18 protein-coding genes are annotated in these 14,365 nt (G+C 71.9%); 9 read left to right on the top strand and 9 right to left on the bottom strand.

The features are described from left to right. The first annotated feature begins 79 nt into the window (after positions 1-79). Entirely contained in the window at positions 80-970 is an 891-nt protein-coding gene (locus ACFYPR_RS04135; RefSeq protein WP_355138043.1) for an alpha/beta hydrolase, read from the top strand. Between the two features lie 88 nt (positions 971-1,058). Further along, positions 1,059-1,604, top strand: coding sequence for a nucleotidyltransferase domain-containing protein (locus ACFYPR_RS04130; RefSeq protein WP_387258533.1), 546 nt, complete (start codon positions 1,059-1,061; stop codon positions 1,602-1,604). Here the strand turns inward: ACFYPR_RS04130 and ACFYPR_RS04125 are convergent. Next, positions 1,486-1,947, bottom strand: a complete 462-nt coding sequence (locus ACFYPR_RS04125) for a MerR family transcriptional regulator (RefSeq protein WP_355138047.1) — start codon at positions 1,945-1,947, stop codon at positions 1,486-1,488. The genes ACFYPR_RS04130 and ACFYPR_RS04125 overlap by 119 nt on opposite strands. Before the next feature lie 90 nt (positions 1,948-2,037). Here ACFYPR_RS04125 and ACFYPR_RS04120 point away from each other — a divergent pair, with 90 nt between their 5' ends. Continuing rightward, positions 2,038-3,087: an aldo/keto reductase gene (locus ACFYPR_RS04120; protein WP_387258531.1), complete on the top strand. Its 1,050-nt coding sequence runs from the start codon at positions 2,038-2,040 to the stop codon at positions 3,085-3,087. A 126-nt stretch (positions 3,088-3,213) separates the two neighbouring features. Continuing rightward, positions 3,214-4,179 (top strand): alpha/beta hydrolase family protein, encoded by a 966-nt coding sequence (locus tag ACFYPR_RS04115; protein WP_387185105.1) that lies wholly within the window; start codon positions 3,214-3,216, stop codon positions 4,177-4,179. Between the two features lie 144 nt (positions 4,180-4,323). Here ACFYPR_RS04115 and ACFYPR_RS04110 read toward each other — a convergent pair whose 3' ends face one another. The 3 genes from ACFYPR_RS04110 to ACFYPR_RS04100 form a co-directional block, all read right to left on the bottom strand. Continuing rightward, positions 4,324-5,286 (bottom strand): zinc-binding dehydrogenase, encoded by a 963-nt coding sequence (locus ACFYPR_RS04110; protein ID WP_387258529.1) that lies wholly within the window; start codon positions 5,284-5,286, stop codon positions 4,324-4,326. Positions 5,287-5,322: 36 nt separating this feature from the next. After that, the gene (locus ACFYPR_RS04105) at positions 5,323-6,501 is read right to left on the bottom strand and encodes an NADP-dependent malic enzyme (RefSeq protein ID WP_355063651.1); all 1,179 of its coding nucleotides are present in this window, start codon (positions 6,499-6,501) and stop codon (positions 5,323-5,325) included. A 143-nt stretch (positions 6,502-6,644) separates the two neighbouring features. Further along, the gene (locus ACFYPR_RS04100) at positions 6,645-6,995 is read right to left on the bottom strand and encodes a S26 family signal peptidase (RefSeq protein ID WP_354858479.1); all 351 of its coding nucleotides are present in this window, start codon (positions 6,993-6,995) and stop codon (positions 6,645-6,647) included. Positions 6,996-7,079: 84 nt separating this feature from the next. Between ACFYPR_RS04100 and sodN the strand changes: the two genes are divergently transcribed. The 3 genes from sodN (at position 7,080) to ACFYPR_RS04085 (ending at position 8,442) form a co-directional block, all read left to right on the top strand. Continuing rightward, positions 7,080-7,484: a superoxide dismutase, Ni gene (gene sodN / locus ACFYPR_RS04095; RefSeq protein ID WP_007464694.1), complete on the top strand. Its 405-nt coding sequence runs from the start codon at positions 7,080-7,082 to the stop codon at positions 7,482-7,484. Between the two features lie 62 nt (positions 7,485-7,546). After that, positions 7,547-8,002: a GNAT family N-acetyltransferase gene (locus ACFYPR_RS04090; RefSeq protein WP_354858530.1), complete on the top strand. Its 456-nt coding sequence runs from the start codon at positions 7,547-7,549 to the stop codon at positions 8,000-8,002. Between the two features lie 32 nt (positions 8,003-8,034). Then, positions 8,035-8,442, top strand: a complete 408-nt coding sequence (locus ACFYPR_RS04085) for an ATP-binding protein (RefSeq protein ID WP_266245852.1) — start codon at positions 8,035-8,037, stop codon at positions 8,440-8,442. Between the two features lie 72 nt (positions 8,443-8,514). Here ACFYPR_RS04085 and ACFYPR_RS04080 read toward each other — a convergent pair whose 3' ends face one another. Next, positions 8,515-8,949, bottom strand: a complete 435-nt coding sequence (locus ACFYPR_RS04080; protein ID WP_387186472.1) for a hypothetical protein — start codon at positions 8,947-8,949, stop codon at positions 8,515-8,517. Between ACFYPR_RS04080 and ACFYPR_RS04075 the strand changes: the two genes are divergently transcribed. Both ACFYPR_RS04075 and ACFYPR_RS04070 read left to right on the top strand, forming a co-directional pair. Next, a complete protein-coding gene (locus ACFYPR_RS04075; RefSeq protein ID WP_354858476.1) occupies positions 8,948-9,898 on the top strand; it encodes a diacylglycerol kinase family protein in 951 nt (316 codons plus the stop codon). The genes ACFYPR_RS04080 and ACFYPR_RS04075 overlap by 2 nt on opposite strands. 447 nt (positions 9,899-10,345) lie before the next feature. Continuing rightward, on the top strand, positions 10,346-10,603 hold the full coding sequence (locus ACFYPR_RS04070) for a WhiB family transcriptional regulator (protein WP_007072794.1): 258 nt from the start codon (positions 10,346-10,348) through the stop codon (positions 10,601-10,603). Positions 10,604-10,754: 151 nt separating this feature from the next. Here the strand turns inward: ACFYPR_RS04070 and ACFYPR_RS04065 are convergent, their stop codons facing one another. From ACFYPR_RS04065 to ACFYPR_RS04050, 4 genes are read right to left on the bottom strand one after another with little or no spacing between them, the layout of a single operon-like run. After that, complete coding sequence (locus tag ACFYPR_RS04065) at positions 10,755-11,543, bottom strand: CbiX/SirB N-terminal domain-containing protein (protein WP_355063792.1); 789 nt, start codon at positions 11,541-11,543, stop codon at positions 10,755-10,757. Then, a complete protein-coding gene (locus tag ACFYPR_RS04060; RefSeq protein ID WP_355063653.1) occupies positions 11,540-12,301 on the bottom strand; it encodes a phosphoadenylyl-sulfate reductase in 762 nt (253 codons plus the stop codon). The genes ACFYPR_RS04065 and ACFYPR_RS04060 overlap by 4 nt, the downstream gene beginning before the upstream one ends. After that, complete coding sequence (locus ACFYPR_RS04055) at positions 12,298-12,459, bottom strand: hypothetical protein (RefSeq protein ID WP_354858473.1); 162 nt, start codon at positions 12,457-12,459, stop codon at positions 12,298-12,300. The genes ACFYPR_RS04060 and ACFYPR_RS04055 overlap by 4 nt, the downstream gene beginning before the upstream one ends. Then, a complete protein-coding gene (locus ACFYPR_RS04050) occupies positions 12,456-14,168 on the bottom strand; it encodes a nitrite/sulfite reductase (protein ID WP_355063655.1) in 1,713 nt (570 codons plus the stop codon). Before ACFYPR_RS04050 ends, ACFYPR_RS04055 begins: the two co-directional genes overlap by 4 nt. Positions 14,169-14,365: the final 197 nt, after the last annotated feature.

The raw sequence follows: 14,365 nt of genomic DNA, 5'->3' as shown, positions 1-14,365 counted from the left end.
GGCGACCCGACCGGGTGGCGGGCAGAGCCGGGCCGGACGGCGGGGCCGCCGGACGTGCCCGGGCACCTACGGTGAAACGGTGGGGGCGGGACGGCTGGTCGCCGTACTGGTGACAGCGCTGCTGGCCGGTTGCGCGCCGGCCACCGCCGTGGCGGGCGGCTCCACCGGGCCGCCGTCCGCGCGCCGAGCGCCCGAGGGGTCGTACGTCGTCGGCGTGCGTACGCTCACCCTCGATCCGCGCTCGGCGCGCCCCCTGCCGGTGACCATCTGGTATCCGGCCGGGACCGACGGGGTGGCCGCCGGCCGCTTCCCGGTGGTGATCTACAGCCACGGGCTGCACAGTCGACCCGAGCTGCACGCCGGGCTGACCACCCGCTGGGCGGCGGCCGGTTTCGTGGTGGCGGCGCCCGCGTACCCGCACACCAGCGCGGGTGCCGCGCACTTCACCCGGGCCGACGTGCGCAACCAGCCCGCCGACGGTTGGCGGCTGATCCGGCACCTGGGCCGCCTCGACGGCGACCCGGGTGATCCGCTCGCCGGCCACCTGGACCTCACGTCGATCGCCGCCGCCGGTCACTCGGCGGGCGGCTTCACCACCTCCGGCATGTTCACCGAGGGCCACCCGGCCCGGCTGCGCGGGGGCATCGTGATCGCCGGCGGCGGGCTGCCGGGCAGCTTCGCCGGACCGACCGCACCGGTGCTCTTCGTGCACGGCACGGCCGACCCGGTGGTGCCGGTGACGGTCGGCCGGGCGGCGTACGCGCGTACCCCGGGACCGGCGGTGTTCGTCAGTGTGCTCGGCCAGGACCACGGCGCGTACCTCACGCCGGGCAACCCCGGATTCGCCGCCGTCCTCGCCACCACCACCGACTTCCTGCGCTGGACCCTCTACGGTGACCGGACCGCCGGCGCCCGCCTGCCCACCGACGCGCGCACGCCCGGCACCCACTACGAGTCCCGCCTCACCTAGCGGCGGTGGCGGTGGCCGCACACGACAAGCGCTTGCTGCCCACTGAGGCCCTCCCCCGTGCACTCGCAAGTGCCGCTAGGGTGCCCCGGTGGACGACCTCGCGCGCCGCCAGTTGGCGAGCATCGCCGAAGTGGTCGAGGTGGCCGGATCGGCCGGCATTCCGGTGTGGTTGCGTGGCGGCTGGGCGATGGACTTCCAGCTCGGCCAGGTGTCCCGACCGCACGTCGACGTCGACTGGTACTGCTGGCGCGAGGACGCGGCCCGGCTGGCAGCCCTGCTGCTGGCCCGGGGCTGGCGACCCGATCCTCGGATGCCGGTGGAGCTACAGCTCGACCTGTTCGCCGCCGACGTGGAGGTGAGCTTCGCGTACCTGGGTCGCGACGACGCCGGTCGACCGACGGTGGGTGCCGGGTCCTGGGCCGGCACGCCACTGCCGGTCGGGATGCTGGACGCACCACCCGGCCGGCTCGGCCCGTTGACCGTGCCGACGATCTCGGTACCGGCCCAGATCGAGTTCAAGCAGATGTACCCGGTGTGGATGCCGGAGCGGCCCCGCCGTCCGAAGGACGCGGACGACCTGGCTCGACTGCGGGCTGGGCTCCGTCGAGAAGGTCCTCGTACACCCCGACCTTGAAGCCGATCAGGTCCAGGCACTGGGTGAGCCTGCCGATCTGGCTGGTGACGCGCTCCCGGTGCTCGCGCAGGAGGGCGAGACGTTCCTCCTCGTTGCCGGCGCCCTCCCGGACGAGGTCGGTGTACCGGCGGAGCGCGGGCAACGGCATGCCCGAGGCGCGGAGAATGATGCAGACGGTCAGCCAGTCGACGTCGTCCTGGCTGTAGACACGACGCCCACCGGGCCCACGGCGTACGGGATCGACGAAGACGCCCTCCTGCTCGTAGAAGCGGAGGGCGTGCACGCTCAAGCCGGTGCGTTCGGCGACCTGCCCGATGCTCAGACTCACGGTGTCCTCGGCCATGCCGAGCAGGGTAACGAGGCTTGACCTAGAGCCGACTCCAGCTCCTAGGGTCCCCCGTGATCGTTACGACATCGCCAAGGGAGCATCGGCATGCGCTATCGCACACTCGGCGGCACCGGCATCGAGGTGAGCACCCACTGCCTCGGGACCATGATGTTCGGCGCCGTCGGAAACCCGGACCACGACGACTGCGTCCGCATCGTCCACGCGGCCCTGGACCAGGGCATCAACTGTGTCGACACCGCCGACATGTACGGCCGGGGCGAGTCCGAGCAGATCGTGGGCAAGGCGCTGCGGGGGCGTCGGGACGACGTCGTCCTCGCCACCAAGGTGCACTTTTCGATGGGTGAGGGGCCCAACCAGGGTGGCAACTCGCGGCGCTGGATCCTCAAGGCGGTCGAGGGGAGCCTGCGGCGCCTGGGCACCGACTGGATCGACCTCTACCAGGTCCACCGCCCCGACCCCTCGACCGACATCGAGGAGACGCTCTCGGTGCTCACCGACCTGGTGCGCGAGGGAAAGATCCGCGCCTTCGGGTGCTCGACGTTCCCCGCTGAGGAGATCGTCGAGGCGCACCAGGTCTCCGAGCGTCGCGGCCTCGGGCGGCTGCGCACCGAGCAGCCGCCGTACTCGATCCTGGCCCGCGGGGTCGAGGCGTCGACCCTGCCGGTCTGTCAGCGCTACGGCATGGGGGTGCTGGTCTGGAGTCCGCTCGCCTTCGGGTTCCTCAGCGGGAAGTACCGCAGGGACCGGCCCGTCGACCTGTCGACCGGGCGTGCCGTGCTCCGGCCGGCGCAGTTCGATCCCACGCTCGCCGAGAACGCCGCCAAGCTCGACATCGTCGAGCAGCTCGTCGACCTCGCGGCGGGCATCGGCTGCACGCTCCCACAGCTCGCCATCGCCTTCACCGTGGCCCATCCGGCGGTCACCTCGGCGATCATCGGACCGCGGACCATGGCGCACCTGGAGGACCTGCTCAAGGGCGCCACGCTCACCCTGGACGACGCGACCCTCGACCGGATCGACGAGATCGTGCCGCCCGGAACCAACCGGTACGACCCCAACGCCGCCTTCCCGCCACGCTCCCTGACCGACACCGCCCGGCGACGGCGCCCGCTCCCCGACCGCGCCGCGGCCTGAGCGAACCGGTCACGGCGTGGCCCGAGCGAGCCGGTCACGCCGCGGCCTGAGCGAACCGGTCACGCCGCGGCCACCGCGCGTCGAACCGCGCCGAGCCGGTCGGCGCGGCAGGGCACAATTGGCTTCATGTCGCGTCGCGTCACCTCCACGCTGCTGGCCAGCGTCCTGCTCATGGCCGGCCTGGTCGGCTGCTCCGCCGACGCCCGCAAGACCGAGAGCTGGCGGGCGCCGGCCGAGCCACCGCCCGCCGCCACGCCGACGCCGCAGGTACCCGCCGGGACCGCACCGAAGAGCGCCTTCGGCGTCGGCGTACGCCAGCTCAAGCTGAACCGGGACGGCCGCGCGCTGCCGGTGACGCTCTGGTATCCGGCGGCCGGGGAGTCCGGCGGCGCGGTCAAGCGGTCCGCGGCGGCGGCACAGGGCCGGTTTCCGGTGGTGATGTTCAGCCACGGCCTCACCGGGCGGCCGGAGGACTACGCCACCCTGCTGACCCGCTGGGCGGCGGCGGGCTTCGTGGTGGCCGCGCCGACCTTCCCGCACACCTCCCGGGGCAGCGACGGCAACATCCTCGACGTGCTCAACCAGCCGGCCGACGTGTCGTACGCGCTGACCCAGGTGCTGGCGCTCGACGGCAAGGCCGGCGACGGGCTGCGCGGCCGGCTGGCCACCGACCGGGTCGCCGCGGCCGGGCACTCGGCCGGCGGGGTGACCACCATCGGCCTCTTCACCGCCAGCCGGGACGAGCGGCTGGACGCCGGGGTGGTGTTCGCCGGTACGGCCGTCGGCGTGGGTACGGCGTTCGCAGGGGCGACCGCGCCGCAGCTGTTCGTGCACGGCGAGCTGGACGAGGTGGTCGACTACGCGGCGGGCAAGGCGGCGTACGACAAGGTGCCCTGGCCGAAGGCGCTGCTCAGCCTGCCCAAGGGCGACCACGGGCGGGCGCTGCTCAGCGACGCCGCGACGCTGCGGGTCGTCTCGGACACGTCCGTCGAGTTCCTGCGCTGGTCGCTGTACGGCGACGCGGAGGCCAAGAAGCGCATCCCCACCGACGCGACGCGCGGCGACATCGCCACCTTCGACGATCACCTCTGAGATCCCGACCGCTCAAGATCGCGCAACAACCAGGAAACAGTGGCCTCCCACGACGCGGAGGCCACTATTTCCATGATGTTGCGCGATCTTGGGGCTGGGCTGGGCCGGCCGGCCGGGCGGCGTCCGGCGGGGGCACGACGTGCGTCAGGCGGTGTGGTCGATGACGATCTTGCCGAAGGTGTCGCCGGAGTGCAGGCGGGCGAAGGCGTCCTCGACCCGGCTGAACGGGACCACGGTGTCGATCACCGGGCGGACCTCGTTCTCGGCGCAGAACGCCAGCAGCTCGTACAGCTCCTCCGGCGTGCCCATCGAGGTCCCCAGGATCTCCAGCTGCATGGCGAAGACCCGGCGCAGGTTGACCGACGGCTGGTGCCCGGCGGTGGCGCCGGAGACCACGATCCGGGCCATCGGCGCGGCCGACTTCAACGAGTGGTCGAACGTCGCCGCGCCGACCGTCTCGATCACCACGTCGACCCGCTCCGGCAGCCGGGCACCGGACTCCAGGGCAGTCGCCCCGAGGGCGGTGATCCGCTCCCGCTTGGCGGCGTCACGGCTGGTCGCGTACACCCGCTTGCCCATCGCGACAGCGAGCGCGACGGCCGCGGTCGCGACGCCGCCGCCCGCGCCCTGCACCAGCACGCTGTCGGCGTCCGCGACGCGGCCCTTGGTGGTCAGCATCCGCCACGCGGTCAGCCAGGCCGTGGGCAGGCACGCCGCGTCGGTCGCCGCCATGCCGTCGGGCAGTGGGATCAGGTTCGACCGGGGTACGGCGACCCGCTCGGCGAGGGTCCCGGCGAAGTGCTCGGACAGGATCGAGACCCCGCGCGGGTCACCCGGTGTGACGACGACCGGGTAGACGACCATCTCGTTGCCCTCGGCGTCCACGCCGACCGCGTCGCAGCCGAGGATCATCGGCAGCTGGGCCTCGGTGAGACCGACGCCGCGCAGCGACCAGAGGTCGTGGTGGTTGAGCGAGGTGGCCCGTACCTGCACGGTCACCCAGTCGTCCTCCGGGTGGGTCGGCTCGGGCCGCTCACCGACGGTGAGGGCGGCGAGCGGATCGGCATCGTCGAAGCGGGAGGCGAAGGCGGCACGCATGATCGGCACGGTAACAAGCTGAGCGCCCGTTAAGAAGGGCCCCGCCTACCGGCGGGCGACTCCGTCGCGGCGGGCCGCTTCGGCGACGGCCTCGGCGACGGCCGGGGCGACGCGCGGGTCGAGCGGCGACGGGACGATCGCGTCGGCGGTGAGCGACTCGGCCACCACGCCGGCGATGGCGTCGGCGGCGGCGACCTTCATCCCCTCGGTGATCCGGGTGGCCCGCGCGTCCAACGCGCCCCGGAACACCCCGGGGAAGGCCAGCACGTTGTTGATCTGGTTGGGAAAGTCGCTGCGGCCGGTGGCGACCACCGCGACGTGCCGGGTGGCCACCTCGGGGTGCACCTCCGGGGTCGGGTTGGCCAGCGCGAACACGATCCCGCCGGGTGCCATCTGGGCGACGGCCGCCTCGGGGATCTGCCCGCCGGAGACGCCGATCAGCACGTCCGCACCACGCAGCGCCTCGGTGATGTCGCCCTGGCGGCCGTCGGCGTTGGTGCTCGCCGCCAACTCGGCCTTGGTGCCGGTCAACTCGGTGCGGTGCCGGCCGATGATCCCCTTGGAGTCGCAGACCACCACCTGGTCGGGGTTGACCCCACCGGCGACCAGCATCTTCGTCACGGCCACGCCGGCCGCGCCCGCGCCACTCACCGCCACCCGCAGGTCACCGAGCTTGCGGTTGAGCAGGGTGGCGGCGTTGCGCAGCGCGGCGAGCACCACGATGGCGGTGCCGTGCTGGTCGTCGTGGAAGACCGGGATGTCCAGCGCCTCGTCGAGTCGGCGCTCCACCTCGAAGCAGCGCGGCGCGCTGATGTCCTCCAGGTTGATCCCGCCGAACGACGGGGCCAGTGCCCGCACCACCGCGACGATCTCGTCCACGTCCTGGGTGTCCAGGCAGACCGGAACCGCGTCCACCCCCGCGAACTGCTTGAACAGCACCGCCTTGCCCTCCATCACCGGCAACGCGGCGCGCGGGCCGATGTTGCCGAGCCCGAGCACCGCCGAACCATCGGTGACCACCGCGACGGCGTGCGACGCCCAGGTGTAGTCGTCGGCCAGGTCGGGGTCGGCGGCGATCGCCTCACACACCCGGGCCACACCCGGGGTGTACGCGAGGGAGAGGTCCTCGCGGCTGGTGAGCGGGACCGTCGAGGCGACGGCCATCTTGCCGCCCAGGTGCAGTTGGAAGACGGGATCAGCAGGGTCCACGGTGGACGAAGACATGATGGTGACTCCAGGATCTGTCGAGCAGACGGGGCGGCCGGCCCGGCCGCGAGGTGGGCGGCGAGCAGTGGCACGCGGTGCGGGGGGTCACCCGGGCACTTTCCGAGCATAGTGTCGGTACCGTCACTCGGATGTGAGCAGGGTCATAACGTCCGACGGTGCACCCGTCCGGGGCGGGGCCAGTAGCGGAACAGCACCCTCCCGCGCACGTCGGCCACCCCGTACGCCCGGGAGTCGTCGGTGACCAGATCGTTGTCGCCGCGCAGCCACCAGCCGCCGTCCTGCGGTCGTACCGCCCGCTTCACGACCAGCAGCTCGGGACGCGTCCGGAAGACGGCGACCACCACGTCACCGGGTCGGATCGGGCGCCCCCCCGAGCGGACCAGCACCGCGTCGCCGTGCCGCAGCGTCGGCGCCATGGACGGGCCCGTCACCGAAACGGGCGTCAGCGGCCCGCGCAGGTGCGGTGCCTCCGCCGGGTGATCGGCTCGCACTGGTTTCACCTCCACCCGGTTCGGGGAGCATTCCCAGGAGTAATGTCGCCTTTGATCATCGCAAACTTCCCATGGAGGATCCCGATGCGACTTCCACGCATCCTTGCGCCCCGCGTCACCGCGAGCGCTCACTGCGACCTGCCGTGCGGCGTCTACGACCCGGCCCAGGCCCGGATCGAGGCCGAGTCGGTCAAAATGATCTGCGAGAAGTACCAGGCGAACACCGACCCGGAATTCCGCACCCGGGCGGTCATCATCAAGGAGCAGCGCGCCGAGCTGGTCAAGCACCACCTGTGGGTGCTCTGGACCGACTACTTCAAGGCGCCGCACTTCGAGAAGTACCCGAACCTGCACACCCTGTTCAACGAGGCCACCAAGCTCGCCGGCGCCGGTGGCGTCAAGGGCAGCCTCGACCCGGCCACCGCCGACAAGCTCCTCGCGAAGATCGACGAGATCGCGAAGATCTTCTGGGAGACCAAGAAGGCGTGACCAACGCGGTCATCCCGACGATCCGGCCGGTACGTCCCGAGGACGTGCCGGCCGTCGTCGCCATGGTGCACGAGTTGGCGGAGTACGAACGCGCTCCCGACCAGTGCCACCTCACCACCGAGCAGCTCACCTCGGCGCTGTTCGCGACTGCTCCGGCGCTCTTCGGCCACGTCGCGGTCGACGAGCGCGACCAGCCGGTCGGCTTCGCCCTGTGGTTTCTCAACTTTTCCACCTGGGCTGGCGTGCACGGCATCTACCTGGAGGATCTCTACGTATCCCCGGCCGCCCGGGGCACCGGCGCGGGCCGGCTGCTGCTCGCCACGCTCGCCGACATCTGCGTACGACGGGGTTACCGGCGGCTGGAGTGGTGGATGATCGAGTGGAATCCGGCTGCCGGTTTCTACGCCTCCATCGGCGCCGAGCAGATGAGCGAGTGGGTCCCCTACCGGCTCAGCGGTGACGCGTTGCGCGACCTGGCCGCTCAGGCGGAGGCCGCCGACACGCGCCCGAACGACTGACCGGGTAGAGTCCCCGACCGGGGGGATGAGGCGTGACTCAACTGACCGGCCAGCCAGCGACCGACGACGACGTGGTGCACCTCACGGTGCCCGCCGACGGCGGTTACCTCGGCGTGCTCCGCACCGCCACCGCCGGCCTCGCGGCCCGGTTGCAGTTCGCGCTCGACGAGATCGAGGATCTGCGGATCGCCGTCGACGAGGCGTGCGCCATGCTGCTCGCCATCGCCACCCGCGACGCCGAGTTGGAGTGCCGGTTCTCGGTCACCAACGACGCGCTGACCGTCGAGGTGACCGTGCCGACCGTACGCGGGGCAACGTTGCCGGCCGAGTCGTCCTTCGCCTGGAAGGTGCTCACCGCCCTGACCACGTCGGCGTCCGCCACGGCCACCGACGGCCGGGCGACGATCTCGTTGCTCACCCGCCGCTCCGGCGGCTACTGACCGACGCACCCCGCCGACCCCGTACAGCCGGGGCCGCGGGCGAATCCGTTGCTCTCCGCCCGTGCGGCGGGGTCACTCGAAGCCGAGGGCCTTCGTCGTGGGCGGGCTGACGAGCAGCCAGCCGACGCCCAGGCCGAGCGCCATCAGCGGTACGCCCAGCCAGCCCAGCCCGGCCTGGATCATGAACCAGCCGATCGGCAGCAGCATGAGCTGAAGGACGATCGCGGGGGCCCGCGCGCCGGCCTGTCGGCGCAGCAGCGCGCGGCCCAACGCCCAGAGCGCGACGGCCGCCCCGACGGCGAACGCGGTCACCAGCAACGCCGACGCCAGGTCGGTGGTGGTGGCGGTGAGGTCGGCCCAGACCAGCCAGACCGCGATCAGCCCGACGGCGACCGCCTCCGCCCAGAGCAGCCGCACCGCCCAGCGGAGTGTGACGGGAACCGGGGCCGAGTCGATGGTCACGCGCGCCACGATACCCGGGCTATCGAGAGGTACAGTGCCGCCCATGCGGGCCGTCCTGGTGGTCAATCCGAAGGCCACCACCACCAGCGAACGCAGCCGGGACGTGCTTGTCCGGGCGCTGCGCAGCGAAGTCGACCTCAGTGTGCGCTACACCCGTCGCCGGGGGCACGCCATGGCGCTGGCCCGGGAGGCCGCCGTGGAGGGGGTCGATCTCGTCGTCACCCTGGGTGGTGACGGCACTGTGAACGAGGTGGTGAACGGCCTGATGGCGGCCGAACCGCCGGCCGGCGTCGAGGGCGCCTCGATGGCGGAGCGACTGCCCGCGTTGGCCACCGTTCCGGGCGGTTCGACAAACGTGTTCGCCCGCGCGTTGGGCCTGCCCCGGGAATGGCCGGAGGCGACCAGCATGATCCTCGAAGGGTTGCGCCTGGGCCGGCACCGCACGGTCGGGCTGGGCCGCGCGGACGACCGCTACTTCACCTTCTGCGCCGGGTTCGGCCTGGACGCTGCGGTGATCCACCGGGTGGAGCAGGCGCGGCGGAAGGGGCGGGTCTCGACTCCGGGGCTCTACCTGCGCTCGATCATGAACCAGTACTTCTTCGCCTCGGACCGGCGGCATCCGGCGATCAGCCTGGAGCGACCGGGTGAGCCGGCGGAGGACGAGCTGGCCACCGTCATCATCCAGAACACCGCTCCGTGGACGTACCTGGGCGACCGCGAGGTCAACCCGAACCCGGAGGCGTCGTTCGATCTCGGCCTCGACGTGCTGGCACTGCGTCAGCTCCGGGTGGCTAGCACAACACGGACAGTCACCCAGTTCCTGTCCCGGCGGCCGGATCCGAGCGGTCGTCAGGTGTTACGACTCCATGACACAGCGGAGTTCACCCTGCTCTCCAGCCGCCCGCAGGCGTTCCAGCTGGACGGCGACTATCTTGGCGAGCGGGAGAAAGTCAGATTCGCATCCATTCCGGCCGCACTCAGAGTAATCTGCTAGGTCTCGGGTACTGCCCTTGGTCGACGCGGCGCCGCAACCGCGCCGGCAGGTGCCGCCACACCGAGGGGCAGGTGCCGGAAATGTCAGCAATGTCACGCGGACTGTACTATATTGATCCTCGGCTGTGGCACGGCGGGTAACCAGGAACGCACTGGAACCCGGACAAATGGGTTGTGGGCTTGCTCACCGCTTGGAGTTTTTCCGAGCGTCACCCTTGACATCACGAGCGTTCGTGAAAGTATTCACAAGCGAACTTGAGTTACCGGGACATTGCCTGGATATGCTCGTCAGGTTGAGCTGTTCCAGCAGGTCTCCGAGGCTAACCGCCTGCTCACGCACTGCCGAATGGTCAGACGCGAACGGTCACCTTAGGCACTGCTGATGCATATAGGAAAAGCACTACCCGCAATAAATTGCCACCCATCCAGAATGAGGAGTGTTGCCGCCATGGACTGGCGTCACCATGCTGTCTGCCGCGACGAGGACCCGGAACTGTTCTTCCCGATTGGGACGTCCGGACCGGCTCTCCTGCAGGTCGAGCAGGCCAAGGCCGTCTGCCGGCGCTGCTCCGTGACCGACCAGTGCCTGCAGTGGGCGCTCGAGTCCGGTCAGGACGCTGGCGTCTGGGGCGGGATGAGCGAGGAGGAGCGGCGCGCTGTGAAGCGGCGCGGCGGCCTCCGGGTGCTGCGCGCTCACTCCGCCTGATCCCCAACGACACAGCTGCACGCCCCGGCAGGTCCGCCTGCCGGGGCGTACTGCTGTCCCGTGCCCGCGAACCCACCTGAGCCGCCGTCCGAGCCGTAGGGTCTGAGCCGCCTGAGCCGCCAGCGGCAGAGCCGCCCGAGCCGCTGAGCCGTCAACCCGTCGGCGCCAGCGCGCCCCGGTCGTCGACCCGGCGTAGCACCAGCTCGGCCAACTCCGGCGCATCCGTGAGCGGGGCCGCCACCGCCACCGCACCGGCCGCCCGAGCCGAGTCGGCCACCGCGTCGTGGAACAGGCCCGGCGCGAGGAAGTACGCGGACACCGCCACCCGGCGCGCGCCGGCCGCCCGCAGCCGGGCCACGGCCACACCGGTCGCCGGTGGGGCAGCCGAGGCGTACGACACCCGGCAGGGCACCCCGAACTCCGCGCCGAGCGCGTCCGCCACCCGGCCCACCGAACCGCGCGCCCGGGCGTCCCGGGTGCCCGCGGCGGCCAGCACCAGCGCGTCGAAGCGCCCCGGGCCAACCTCGACGAGCCGACGGCGCAGCCCCGCCAGCAACGCCGGCGACACCGTTCCGTCCGCCGGACCGAGCACGTCGGTCACCCGTACCGCCAGTGGGGGCCCGGCCTCCGTCGCGGCGGCGACGGCCGCCGGAATGTCCACCCGGTGGTGGTACGCGGCGGTCAGCAGCAGTGGCACGACCACCGCACGGGGATGCCCGGCCTCGGCCAGCCTGCGCAGCACCTCGGTCGGTCCCGGCTCGGTGTGGTCCAGCCAGCTCGCCCACACCGACAGGCCGGGCCGGGCGGCCGACACCGCCCGGGCCAGCGCCCGGGTGGCCTCGGCCGCTCGTGGATCCCGGCTGCCGTGTGCGACAAGCACCACCGGGGCCGCCCCGCCGGCCGCAACCGGGCCGGTCGGGGTCGTCGGTGACGGGGTCAGACGTGCAGCCCGCACTCGGTCTTCTCGAACATGGCCCACCGCCCGGCCCGCGGGTCCTCGCCGGCCTTCGTCCGTCGGGTGCACGGCCAGCAGCCGATCGAGCCGTAGCCCTGCTTGAACAGCTCGTTGACCGGGACGTTCCAGCGGGCGATGTAGGCGTCCACGTCCGCCTGCGACCAGGCCGCGATCGGGTTGACCTTGACCTTGCCGCGCCGCGCGTCGAACGTCACCACAGGCGTGTTGGCACGGGTCGGCGACTCGTCCCGGCGCAGGCCGGCGGCCCAGGCGTCGTACCCGGACAGCGCCCGCTCCAGCGGCTCCACCTTGCGCAGCTGGCAGCAGTCGTCCGGCGACTTGTTGAACAGTCGCGGACCGTACTGGCCGTCCTGCTGCCCCACGGTGAGCCGGGGCCGGATCGACCGGACGTTCACCGGCAGCGTCCGGGCCACCTCGTCGCGCACCCGCAGTGTCTCCGGGAAGTGCAGACCGGTGTCGAGGAAGACCACGTCCACCCCCGGGGCGACCCGGGACACCAGGTGGGCCAGGACGGCGTCGGCCATCGAGCTGGTGACGCAGAAGCGGTCACCAAAGGTCTGCGCCGCCCAGCGGGCGATCTCCAGGGCGGGGGCGCCCTCCAGGTCCTGAGCCGCCTGCTCGGCCAGCGTCCGCAGCTCGTCCGGGCTGCGCCCGGCCGGGTCGGTCGAGGTCTGAGCGCCCGGACCGACCAGGCGCAGGCTCGCGGCGGAGACGAGACTCATCGGGTCACCGCCTGCGAGAGCAGCCCGGTGAACTTCACCGAGAAGACCCGTGCGCAGGCGTGGCACTCCCAGGCGCCGTGCCCCGCCTCGTGCGGCCGTAGGTCCTCCTCGCCGCAGTACGGGCAGTACAGGGGTGCCGCTCGGTTCTCGCTGCTCATCGCAGTTCCTCCTCGTCGACTCTGATCACCCAGTTGGCGAACGTCTCGCCCTCGCTCCGCCCGGCCAGGTAGCGACGGGCCAGCCGTTCCACGTACTCCGGAAGCTCGTCGGCGGTGGTCTTCAGACCGCGCAGCTTGCGGCCGAAACCAGCCTTCTGCCCCTGCGCCATGCCCAGGCCACCGCCCAGGTGCACCTGGAAGCCCTCTACCTGGCGGCCGTCCGGGCCGACCACCAGCTGGCCCTTGAGCCCGATGTCGGCCACCTGGGTGCGGGCGCAGGCGTTCGGGCAGCCGTTGATGTGGATCGAGATGTCCGCGTCGAAGTCGCGCAGCCGCTGCTCCAGCCGGGCCACCAGCTCCTCGCCGCGGGCCTTCGTCTCGACGATGGCGAGCTTGCAGTACTCGATGCCGGTGCACGCCATCGTGCCGCGTCGCCAGGCCGACGGCCGGGCCTCCAGCCCGATCCCGCGAAGCGCGTCGACAAGCGACTCCGTCCGCTCCGACGGCACGTCGAGCACCAGCAGCTTCTGGTACGGGGTGAGCCGCACCCGGTCGCTGCCGTGCGCCTCGACCACGTCGGCCAGCTGGGCGAGCTGCCCACCGGAGACCCGCCCGACCACCGGGGCGGCCCCCACGTAGTGCCGCCCGTCGGCCTGCTCGTGCACGCCCACGTGGTCGACCGGCTTCGCCGGCAGCTCCGGGGCGGGACCGTCGAGCAGCGTACGGCCCAGGTACTCCTTCTCCAGGACCTCCCGGAAACGCTCCACGCCCCAGTCGGCCACCAGGAACTTCAGCCGGGCCCGGTTACGCAGCCGGCGGTAGCCGTAGTCGCGGAAGATCCCGACCACGCCGGCCCACACGTCCGGCACCTCGGCCAGCGGCACCCAGACGCCGAGCCGCTGGGCGAGCATCGGGTTGGTGGAGAGCCCGCCACCGACCCAGACGTCGAAGCCCGGCCCGTGCTCGGGGTGGTCGACGCCGAGGAAGGCGATGTCGTTCGACTCGTACGGGGTGTCGACCAGCCAGGAGATGGAGGTCTTGAACTTGCGGGGCAGGTTGGAGAACTGCTTGTCCCCCACGTACCGGGAGACGATCTCGTCGATCGCCGGGGTCGGGTCGACCAGCTCGTCGCGGGCCACCCCGGCGACCGGGCTGCCCAGCACGATCCGTGGGCAGTCGCCGCAGGCCTCGGTCGTCTGCAGGCCGACCGACTCCAGCCGACGCCAGATCTCCGGCATGTCCTCGACGCGGATCCAGTGGTACTGGATGTTCTGCCGGTCGGTGATGTCGGCGGTGTCCCTGGCGAACTCCCGGGAGATGTCCGCGATCACCCGCAACTGGGCCAGGCTGAGCTGGCCGCCGTCGATGCGGACCCGGAGCATGAAGAACTCGTCCTCCAGCTCGTGCGGCTCCAGCACGGCGGTGCGCCCGCCGTCGATGCCCGCCTTGCGCTGGGTGTAGAGGCCCCACCAGCGGAAACGGCCGCGCAGATCCTGCGGGTCGATGGAGGCGAAGCCGCGGTGCGCGTAGATGTTCTCGATGCGGGCCCGGACGTTGAGCGGGTCGTCGTCCTTCTTGATCCGCTCGTTGGGGTTGAGGGGCTCGCGGTGGCCGAGCGCCCACTGACCCTCACCCCGGGGCCGGCGTGGCGCCCGGGCCGGGCGGGCCGTCGGGTCCTCGGAACGGGCCGGGATGCTGCTGACCGCCATCGCGGCGTCCTCCGTTGTCTGCTGTGCCTCAGGCTACGCGGGGCGCGGCGGCCGGCCCGCATAGCGGGCGGGACAACGGTGTCTTCAGACAGCCGGCGCGGAGCGCGCCCGAGACGGATTGGTCGGGCGTCGTCAGTAGGCCGGACAGATCGCGCTGCGCACGCGGCCGTAATCAACGTGGCGACGAGCCACGAAGC

Source organism: Micromonospora sp. NPDC005254 (genome assembly GCF_042872525.1).
GTDB lineage: Bacteria > Actinomycetota > Actinomycetes > Mycobacteriales > Micromonosporaceae > Micromonospora.
This window is presented reverse-complemented; position numbering and strand designations above follow the sequence as displayed.

Coding starts and splice junctions, on each gene's coding strand:
- ACFYPR_RS04125 (WP_355138047.1), bottom strand. CDS start 1,947: ATGGCCGAGGACACCGTGAGTCTGAGCATCGGGCAGGTCGCCGAACGC.
- ACFYPR_RS04090 (WP_354858530.1), top strand. CDS start 7,547: ATGGTGCACGAGTTGGCGGAGTACGAACGCGCTCCCGACCAGTGCCAC.
- ACFYPR_RS04050 (WP_355063655.1), bottom strand. CDS start 14,168: ATGGCGGTCAGCAGCATCCCGGCCCGTTCCGAGGACCCGACGGCCCGC.
- ACFYPR_RS04055 (WP_354858473.1), bottom strand. CDS start 12,459: ATGAGCAGCGAGAACCGAGCGGCACCCCTGTACTGCCCGTACTGCGGC.
- ACFYPR_RS04105 (WP_355063651.1), bottom strand. CDS start 6,501: ATGTCTTCGTCCACCGTGGACCCTGCTGATCCCGTCTTCCAACTGCAC.
- ACFYPR_RS04115 (WP_387185105.1), top strand. CDS start 3,214: ATGTCGCGTCGCGTCACCTCCACGCTGCTGGCCAGCGTCCTGCTCATG.
- ACFYPR_RS04080 (WP_387186472.1), bottom strand. CDS start 8,949: ATGGGCGGCACTGTACCTCTCGATAGCCCGGGTATCGTGGCGCGCGTG.
- ACFYPR_RS04060 (WP_355063653.1), bottom strand. CDS start 12,301: ATGAGTCTCGTCTCCGCCGCGAGCCTGCGCCTGGTCGGTCCGGGCGCT.
- ACFYPR_RS04075 (WP_354858476.1), top strand. CDS start 8,948: ATGCGGGCCGTCCTGGTGGTCAATCCGAAGGCCACCACCACCAGCGAA.
- sodN (WP_007464694.1), top strand. CDS start 7,080: ATGCGACTTCCACGCATCCTTGCGCCCCGCGTCACCGCGAGCGCTCAC.
- ACFYPR_RS04120 (WP_387258531.1), top strand. CDS start 2,038: ATGCGCTATCGCACACTCGGCGGCACCGGCATCGAGGTGAGCACCCAC.
- ACFYPR_RS04070 (WP_007072794.1), top strand. CDS start 10,346: ATGGACTGGCGTCACCATGCTGTCTGCCGCGACGAGGACCCGGAACTG.